The sequence below is a fragment of the Nostoc sp. DedVER02 genome (genome assembly GCF_034530675.2).
Classification (GTDB): Bacteria; Cyanobacteriota; Cyanobacteriia; order Cyanobacteriales; family Nostocaceae; genus Nostoc.
In genome coordinates, this window is the sequence record NZ_JAVRCP020000072.1 from 1 (window position 1) to 9,145 (window position 9,145).

9 protein-coding genes are annotated in these 9,145 nt (G+C 41.0%); 3 read left to right on the forward strand and 6 right to left on the reverse strand.

The features are described 5' to 3' along the window. Positions 1-78 precede the first annotated feature (78 nt). Both RMZ41_RS31705 and RMZ41_RS31710 read right to left on the reverse strand, forming a co-directional pair. Positions 79-555, reverse strand: coding sequence for a hypothetical protein (locus tag RMZ41_RS31705; protein ID WP_322641348.1), 477 nt, complete (start codon positions 553-555; stop codon positions 79-81). Between the two features lie 292 nt (positions 556-847). After that, entirely contained in the window at positions 848-1,102 is a 255-nt protein-coding gene (locus RMZ41_RS31710) for a hypothetical protein (RefSeq protein ID WP_322641349.1), read from the reverse strand. An 84-nt stretch (positions 1,103-1,186) separates the two neighbouring features. On the opposite strand from RMZ41_RS31710, the gene RMZ41_RS31715 reads away from it, so the two are divergent. Then, entirely contained in the window at positions 1,187-1,417 is a 231-nt protein-coding gene (locus RMZ41_RS31715) for an addiction module protein (protein WP_322641350.1), read from the forward strand. Beyond that, a complete protein-coding gene (locus tag RMZ41_RS31720; protein ID WP_322641351.1) occupies positions 1,417-1,707 on the forward strand; it encodes a type II toxin-antitoxin system RelE/ParE family toxin in 291 nt (96 codons plus the stop codon). The genes RMZ41_RS31715 and RMZ41_RS31720 overlap by 1 nt, the downstream gene beginning before the upstream one ends. 101 nt (positions 1,708-1,808) lie before the next feature. On the opposite strand, the gene RMZ41_RS31725 is transcribed toward RMZ41_RS31720, so the two are convergent. The 4 genes from RMZ41_RS31725 to RMZ41_RS31740 are packed head-to-tail and all read right to left on the reverse strand — an operon-like array spanning position 1,809 to position 6,461. After that, the gene (locus RMZ41_RS31725) at positions 1,809-2,033 is read right to left on the reverse strand and encodes a type II toxin-antitoxin system HicB family antitoxin (protein WP_322641352.1); all 225 of its coding nucleotides are present in this window, start codon (positions 2,031-2,033) and stop codon (positions 1,809-1,811) included. A 2-nt stretch (positions 2,034-2,035) separates the two neighbouring features. Beyond that, the gene (locus RMZ41_RS31730; RefSeq protein ID WP_322641353.1) at positions 2,036-2,296 is read right to left on the reverse strand and encodes a type II toxin-antitoxin system RelE/ParE family toxin; all 261 of its coding nucleotides are present in this window, start codon (positions 2,294-2,296) and stop codon (positions 2,036-2,038) included. After that, positions 2,289-2,519, reverse strand: coding sequence for a hypothetical protein (locus tag RMZ41_RS31735; protein ID WP_322641354.1), 231 nt, complete (start codon positions 2,517-2,519; stop codon positions 2,289-2,291). The genes RMZ41_RS31730 and RMZ41_RS31735 overlap by 8 nt, the downstream gene beginning before the upstream one ends. Before the next feature lie 15 nt (positions 2,520-2,534). Further along, positions 2,535-6,461 carry a HEAT repeat domain-containing protein gene (locus RMZ41_RS31740; protein WP_322641355.1) on the reverse strand — a complete coding sequence of 1,309 codons (3,927 nt, stop codon included), beginning with the start codon at positions 6,459-6,461 and terminating at the stop codon, positions 2,535-2,537. 589 nt (positions 6,462-7,050) lie between these two features. On the opposite strand from RMZ41_RS31740, the gene RMZ41_RS31745 reads away from it, so the two are divergent. Next, positions 7,051-8,916: a sugar dehydrogenase gene (locus RMZ41_RS31745; RefSeq protein WP_322641356.1), complete on the forward strand. Its 1,866-nt coding sequence runs from the start codon at positions 7,051-7,053 to the stop codon at positions 8,914-8,916. Positions 8,917-9,145 lie beyond the last annotated feature (229 nt).

Genomic DNA, 9,145 nt, shown 5'->3' on the forward strand with positions numbered 1-9,145 from the left:
ATGGAGTTCAGAGGTGCATTAATGGAGTTCAGAGGTGCATTAATGGAGTTCAGAGGTGCATTAATGGAGTTCAGAGGCTTAAGAACTAGAGGCAGCTTTAGTAGGTCTACCTTTGATGGCTTTAAAGCGTTCGCCTAACTGTTCAGCGACAATTTTTAAGCCTGGAGTCTTTTTTGATGCAGTCTTGACGTAATCATAAACAGTCAAACTGCTAGTCATAGCTTCACTACCGACAGCCATTAGGGTATCATCTACCTGTTCGCTGAGTTGCTGGATTGAGGTTAAAAGTTCAGTCAGCGCTGCGGCTAATTGATAATCTCGAACAAGTTCTTCAACGTCAAAAGTGGCTGGAAGGATTTCGCGGTTAGACTGAGCAGCAGTGACGCTATTATTCACAAAGGCTAGGCTTTTGTCGCCCATTTTCACCACCTTCCGGCGTTCTTCAGGGCTGAGAGTAACTAAAAAGGGTAGCTTTTGTTGGACTTTCTGTAGCGCGGCTTTAATTTCTTGGATATCTTGTGGAGAAAGGGACGCTGTAATATTTTGATAGGCCATCGTATATTTACCTTGGGAGTTTTAATAGTGAAGTAGCAAGTGTTGCTAAGTATAGAATTCCCATTGGTGGATGCGATCGCACATCATAACCTATTTATTTATCTGTTTTAGAAAATTTGTAGGTTCGGTTGAAGGTCGTGAAACCCAACAAAACCCGAAACTGTTGGGTTTCGTTCCTCAACCCAACCTACACGAAAGCTGGATATAAACAATACTTGCATAGATGGGCAGCGCGATCGCAAACTAAACGCCCCAGTTCTGCATTAATATATAGACGAGACACTTTGAATACTCACTTAGGGTTAACGTACTGATTAGCTCTTGCTTTTGCTAACCTCATAATATGCTCTAGCGTGAGGAAATGATTTAACTCTCGCTGGTCACTTCCAGTAAGACCTTCAGTTTTTGCCCGATAAACTAAATCCTCTAAACGGTCTTTGGCTGCATCCGAGAGTTTGAAATCGATAACACTTTGGGGGGTGGTTCCAGCAGCAATAAAATCTATAATTTCGTCGTAGACTTTGGTTGTATTTACAGATGTAGTCATGAGATTAGCTCTTTTTATTTAATTTTACTGATTTACAACGTTACTTTTATAATGAAAATAACCTGCTACTGAATTTGAAAAAGTATGGTTAACACCTATGATGAAATCTTCGATGCTGCATTGTCATTACCTCCAGGGTTAAGAGCAATGCTTGCTGAACATTTGTTTAAAAGTCTGGATGCTGAAAATCAACTAGAAATTGATGCTCTGTGGACAGAGGAAGCAGAGAAAAGATTTCAAGCCGTTGAACAAGGCGAAGTTACTCTAATTTCTGGTGAACAGGTGTTGCGAGAACTGCGTTCCAGGAGAAAGTAATGGCTTATGATTTTCATCCTGATGCCAAACAAGAATTAGATGATGCTGTTGCTTATTATGACAATATTAGCCGCGAGATGGGGGACGCATTTCTTGCCGAAGTTGAACGCGCTATCAGTCGTATTGAACAGTTTTCAGAAGCATGGACTCAATTATCAAAGAATACAAGACGCTGCCGCGTAGCTAGTTTTCCTTATGGAATCATTTATGCCATCAGAGAGCAGCAAATTTTAATAGTTGCAGTCATGCACCTTCAGCGTCAACCAAATTACTGGACTAATAGAATCTGATATGCTGAATTGTTCTCCAGTTTTTACCAGTCATCGCTTCAAAATTCGGTTGCATTTAAAAACCTCCCAATAGCGATCGCACAATTACTCTGTTTGCTTATCTATGCAACTTCCAAAGATTTTCCTAGCGTTTTAGGCTCTGGTAGAGGTTCACCATCAGCCAAAGATAATTCAATCAGCATTTCTAAAACCTCTTGAGCATTTTTAAGAGCGTCTTCATAAGTCTCTCCGTGAGTGCAAGGCTGCATTATATGCGTAAACTCAGGTAAGAAAACTACATAACATTGGTCAGAAGAAGACCATTGAATCACGATTGTATATTTCATATTTATTCATAAGCTTCTCGTCGATGAGCAATAGTAGTTACCATAACTTGATTTGTTCCATCATCAACTTGATAGATTACTCGATAGTCACCAATGCGATAGCGATAATAACCCGCAAAGTCACCTTTAAGAGGTTTAACATTAGGATGAAACCGAGGGTTTTGTTCTAGTTGCTCAAAGCACCTAGCAACCTTTTTGGCTAAGGCTTGGTCTGCCATAGCATAAATCTCCTCGGCTTTGGCAGATAACACAACGTTATACATCAGACCGAATTGTTCTCCAGTTTTTTACCCGACCTTCAGCAATATCTTTTTTACCTCTTTCAAAGGATTCAATAAATCCAGGGATATTAAGCAACTCTTGAGTAGCATCTTCACTTTCTTTATCTGCGAGATACGCTAAAAAGTCAGCAACCAGTTCTAGGCGTTCAGAAGATAATCCATCTAGATATTGGTTGATTTGCTGACGAACTTCTGTATTGTTCATATTTTCACCGCTCTTTTACTTCTCTAATTGTGCCAACTTTTTCTGAGCATACTCCCGCACTTGCTCATCTGGGTCATTTTTGGCGCGATCGCGCAACAGTGGTAAAGTCTGAGGATGCTGAGGAAATTGCTTGATAATTATCTCAAGTGCAATGCGCCGAGGGTTGGAGTTATAGGGAGGATCATGGCTATCCTTAAAGGGGTCATTAACAGCGCAGTGGTGGTAAATTTCAAATAACTCAAACTGATATTTAAACTGTTTAGCTAATTCTCTGACTGCTACACGTCGCACAAAGTAGCTATCATCCTGAGTAGCGCGTTCTTTGAGGAAGGATTTTGTGTCGGGGTCATCTTTGAAGTTCTTAGCTAATTCTTCGACTGCTGCACGTCGCACATAGTAGCTATAATCCTGGGTAGCGCGTTCTTTGAGAAAGGATTTTGTGTCGGGGTCGTCTTTGAAGTTCTTGGCTAATTCTTGAACTGCTGCACCTCGCACATTGTAGCTATCATCCTGGGTAGCGCATTGTTCGAGGAAGATTTTTGTGTCGGGGTCATCTTTAAAGTTTTTGGCTAATTCTTCGACTGCTGCACGTCGCACATCTTCGTTATCATCCTGGGTAGCGCGTTGTTTAACAATGGTTTTAGTGTCGGGGTCGTCTTTGAAGTTCTTGGCTAATTCTTGGACTGCTGCACCTCGCACATTGTAGCTATCATCCTGGGTAGCGCATTGTTTAACAATGGATTTGGTATCGGGGTCATCTTTAAAGTTTTTGGCTAATTCTTCGACTGCTGCACGTCGCACATCTTCGTTATCATCCTGGGTTGCACGTTGTTTAAGAATGGTTTTAGTGTCGGGGTCATCTTTGAAGTTTTTGGCTAATTCTACGACTGCTGAACGTCGTACATAGTAATAATTATCTTGGATAGCACGTTGTTTGAGAATGGTTTTGGTGTCGGGGTCATCTTTGAAGTTTTTGGCTAATTCTTGGACTGCTGCACGTCGCACATAGTAATAAATATCTTGGGTAGCGCGTTGTTTGAGAATGGTTTTGGTGTCGGGGTCATCTTTGAAGTTTTTGGCTAATTCTTGTACTGCTACACACCGCACAACCCAGTTATTATCTTGGGTAGCGCATTGTTTAAGGAAGATTTTTGTGCCAGGGTCATTTTTGAAGTTATTGGCTAATTCTTGGACTGCTCCACGTCGCATATCGTTGTCATCATCTTCAGTAGCGCATTGCTCAAGGAAGATTTTTATGTCGAGGTCATCTTTGAAGTTCCTGGCTAATTGTTGGACTGCTGCACCTCGCACATTGTAGCTATCATCCTGGGTAGCACATTCTTTGAGAATGGATTTGGTGTCGGGATCATCTTTGAAGTTATGGGCTAATTCTTGGACTGCTGCACGTCGCACATCGTTGTCATCATCTTGAGTAGCGCATTGTTTGAGGATAGTTTGAGTGTCGAGGTCATCTTTGAAGTTCCTGGCTAATTGTTGGACTGCTGCACGTCGCACAGACTTATCACCTTGGGTAGCACATTCTTTGAGGATGGTTTTGGCGTCAGGATCATCTTTGAAATTCCTGGCTAATTCTTGGACTGCTGCATTTCGCACATCCCAGTTATTATCCTGGGTAGCGCATTGTTTGAGGATAGTTTTAGTGTCGAGAGATTGTTGCCAGGTTGCTGCAATTGCTGTGATTGCTTGAGTGCGAATTTCTTTAACTAGCTTAGTTTCTTCTCCATCATGATAAAGAACGTAATAGTACCAAAGGTCATATTTAGTTAAGTCTTTTAGCTTGTCAAGTAATTTATTAGCCGTTGACGCAATTAACGAGCGATTTCTCACCTCTACAAGACACTTAGCCGCTAAAAAAAGATTCACAAACTTTTCCCCTTCACCATCTTGCGCCATTAAATAATCAAGAATCTCGCCAACAAATCTTGGCTCAATCATTCCTACAATTATCAGCAATACTTCATGCCAACTTTCATCCTGCCAGTGTTTGCCAAAAACTTCATTCTTAAGTTCCTCAATAGTCAGCGTTTGCGTTTCTTTAAACTGCCAGACAAACTCCCAAGCACAGAAATATTCTAAAAATGTCCGATGCACAAAAGCATAATAATCCGCGCCCAGAAAACATAACATAAAGTTACGAGTCCGCAGTTGATTAATCATCACCCGCGCAACATCTCTGGGTTTATCAAATTCTATAGTTTTGAGATAATCAGTCAGAACTTTGACTAAATCATTTTCATAAATCAAATTCCCTGCCAAACCTTTCTCACCAGTTTGCATCAGATAAGCAACCTGACGCAGCATCGCTTGCTTATCTTTATAATCAATCGTCTTGGGGTCTAACCTCTTATCTTCAATCAAAACGCGCTCCACATCCCATTGATGTAGCAGTACCCGCGATGCTTGATTATAAAGCTCTGCTCTATCTCTTGGTAGCTCTTGATTCCGATTAAGAATTGCCATCATCGTCAACAGTAGAGGATTTCCTGCTAATTCTGCAATAGATTTGGAAGCTGCAATTCCTCTTTGTAGCCGTTCCCGTTTTCTCACCTTATCAACTGCATCGGTAAAAGTTAACTCATGCCAACGGTAGATAAAATCCTGAATTTGTTCTGAGTCTAAATCTTGTAATATAAAGTGGCGAAACTCAGCATTAAGCAATCGTTGCGGTTTATAGCCAATAATCCGAGAAGTGACAATTACCTGCACATCAGGATATTCATTAGTAAAGCGATGAATATCAGTAATTACATCCTCTCGCTTACCAGGATCAAATACCTCATCCAAACCATCAAACATCACTAAGGCATTACCAGCTTTTAATTGTTTATCTAGTTCAAGCTGATTGAGATGATGAATTGCACCACTACATTGATGAAAGAATTCGAGAAAACTATTGCACTCTTTATCTTCCCGTCGCCGCATATAAGTGCGTAATTCAATTAGCAACGGAATTGGTAATGAGATAACATTATCCAGTGGTGACTCTGCCCAATTCAAAGCCAGAAATTGCAACAATGTAGACTTACCCGAACCAGGATCGCCCAAAATCACAATATATTTATAATCTTGCTTTTTATTGACAACATCTAAAACTGAACGGATCGGTTGTTCAAAATAAACCCGTTTGTGGCGTTCTAATTCTTCTAATTCAACAGCTTCTACTTGCTCGCTTTCTCGCAGCCGTCTAAGATGTTCTTTAGGCAGTTCGTGAACTTGCGCTAAAACTTGATGAGTTTCCCGGACATTTTGAGCAGTAAAAATCCGCCATAATTTCAGTTCGTTATAGGCATAGCCGCTAGTATCTAAGCTATCTAACTTGAGATTGCCATAGCACTCCCGGATTCCTTCTTGATATTTAACTAAATCAAATGTGGTAATTTTCTGAGCATTGCCTTCTAAGAAGTATTTGATTTTATCCAGATTTTGGGAATCGTGAATATCTCTGAGTTCAGGAATACCTTGAATAATCTCTTTAACCTTTTGGAGATATTTCTTAGCAACCCGCTTCCAGTTAAAATCATCTGGTAACGGATTTGAAACATTAATATTATCCCAAATCTCTTGTAATCTATTAGTATCTATAGCTGGATTATTATCTTTAAAGGCATTTCCCAAAATCTCTTTGACTTCTTGATTTTTGAGAAATTGCTTTATCGGCTGCGTATACTTTTTGATTTCATCTTCAGAAAGTTCTCCACCTTTTAAATCTTCCTGCACCAGTTGTAAAAATTCTTTTAAGGCTTTCCCCGCAGCAATTTCTATGTCTTCTTTCTTAAGTTTCTCTAAAATATTGCCAGGGATGCCTTTTAATAAATCTTTAGCCCAATCTTTAGCCGCATCCTTGGCTAAGTCTTCCAGAATGGGTTTAAAAATCAACCCGGCGGCCTGAGTTACACCCCAAATAACTAAGAAGTCTGGCATAATACTCGCTTCTGTTGAGATTTTGACTACGAGTATATCCACTAACTTGAGTAATGTTTCCGAATTTCAGGGTGATTGCAGAAATAATACTGCTTATAAGTAGGGTCGGCTAATTTGTAGCACTATTAACCCCGATCGCTCTTTTCTTACACAACTCTCTGTGCGATCGCACGATCAAAGGCACAATCATACTAATTGCGATCGCTCACTAAATCACTTTCTACGAGATAATAACAATACCTTGTGAAATTTGTGTCTATCATTAATGTTCTTTGATAACCTTTTCCCATTCCCAAGTATTGAGTCCCCTCTTAATGAAGCAGCGAACATCGCCCCACTAACCCGTCGAGTGGGAGAGTGTGACCTCTTACGTTGCTACCTCATAGCGATCGCTACGAGGTAGCAATGCTTACCGCGCAACAAGTTGGTAAATGAAATACGAGGATATAAATATTAAATGTATCTAACGAAGTATTCTCAAAAACTATTACCCTGAGTAATCTTTGTTGAGGCTCTCAGAAAAATTGAATAGTTAAAATTAAGGTGTAACATAAATCACCATCATACTACAGGGAAATTCAGAATCGTTATGTTTGCTCTAAACCCAACACGGATTCTTCGACGCATACTATCTGCATCGCTAATTAGTTTGATGTCCTTAGAGGTTGCTTCTACCGCAACGTTTGCCGACCCGCCAGCTGCCTCTGTTGACACCCTGGTGAAAGTGCCTAGTACGATGACCTTTTGGCCCTTTGATACTAACCGTTATTTAAAAGTACCACCCAACTTCTCCATCTCTGTTTATGCTCGCATTGAACTTGCCCGCTTTATGGCAGTTGCTCCCAATGGGGATCTTCTAGTATCACAGCCAAGTAAAGGTAAAGTGTTAATTGTCCGGGCAAATGGCAGCAACGACCCAATCATTTCCGAATTCGCGACAGGTCTAAGCAAGCCACACGACATTGTATTTCATACAATTGATGGCATCACATACGTTTATATCTCTGAGAGTAATCAAATTAACCGCTTCATCTACAACTCTGGAGACTTAATCGCAAAAAATCGTCAAATCGTTGTAACTGGTTTACCAGACAGCAGCACACCGGAACTCAAAGGCGCTTATGGTCACGAACTGAAAAATATCGCCCTTGATGCTAATCACAAACTGTACGTATCGATCGCTTCTACCTGTAATGCCTGCAAGGAAGATACTGTAAGTAACCCAGTGCGTGGTGCGATTTACCAGTACGACGCGACTGGAACCAATCAGCGGCTTTTTGCCCAAGGTTTACGTAATGCCGAAGGATTAGCATTCTTACCCGGCACAAATGACCTTTGGGTAGTCGTTAATAATCGAGATAACATTGCCTATCCCTTCAACGATAGCACTGGCAATTATGGTAAGATTATCCCCTCTTACGTAGACAACCACCCGCCAGAGGAGTTCACGAAAGTCCGAGATGGCGGTAACTACGGTTGGCCATTCTGCAACCCCAATCCTGACACGCCAAATGGCCTCAACAATATGCCATTTGACCGCGACTATCAATACAATGCAGATGGACATGTTAATTGCGATGCAATGGACAGAATTACCAAGGGTATGCAGGCCCATGCCGCTCCCTTGGGACTAACATTCTTACAAAATACTAATTTTCCCAGCCTGTACTCAACTGGGGCAGTAGTAGCGCTACATGGTTCATGGAATCGGCAGACGAAAGTAGGCTACAAAATAACTTACTTCCCCTGGGACACTACGACAAACACTCCAGGGCAAAAGCTCGATTTAGTCAACGGTTGGAAAGTTCCAGGAACGGAAGAAATCTGGGGGCGACCCGTGGATATGGTAGTCGATCTGCAAGGTAATTTGTTAATTTCGGATGATTATAGCGGTACTATCTACAAGCTCTCCTCCACATCGTCATCAGAAGTCAAGGTTTACACAGAACCTAATTTAACTGGAGTTTCCCAATCTTTTTCCACAAGTCCAGGAGTATACAAAGCTAACCAAGGTCAGTTAAATGTTGTCGGGAATGACAATATTAGCTCGTTAAGTGTACCACCAGGTACAGTGGTGCGTGTATGCCAACATGAAACTGGTGGTCTATGCCGTGTATTTAGTGCTGGTAATTATGAATCTCTTGGAGTTGGCTTGGATAACGCCATCTCGTTTATAGAGGTCAATCCGCAATCAGAGGTTAAGGTCTACACAGAACCTAATTTAACTGGAGTTTCCCAGTCTTTTTCCACAACCCCAGGGGTATACAAAGCCAACCAAGGTGAGTTAAATGTTGTTGGGAATGACACTATTAGCTCATTAAGTGTACCGCCAGGTACAGTGGTGCGTGTATGCCAACATGAAACTGGTGGTATATGCCGTGAATTTAGTGCTGGTAATTATAATTCTGTTGGATCTGACTTGGATAACATGATCTCGTTTATAGAAGTCAAGTAGCACCACTCACCGAATTTTAAATTTTGGATTTTGGACTGAATGATTTAAAATCCAAAATTTAAAAAGGTCTGAGAGGAAGTGAATTTATAGCAAGGGACTGGGGACTGGGTAAAAAGTGTTTTTGCATCTAAGTTTCATCATCTGTTGATGTCCTAATACCAATTCTGTATGAAGATGCGCCAAACTACGTCAAACTTATAGATGGGTGCATTTAGTAATTTTGTTATGA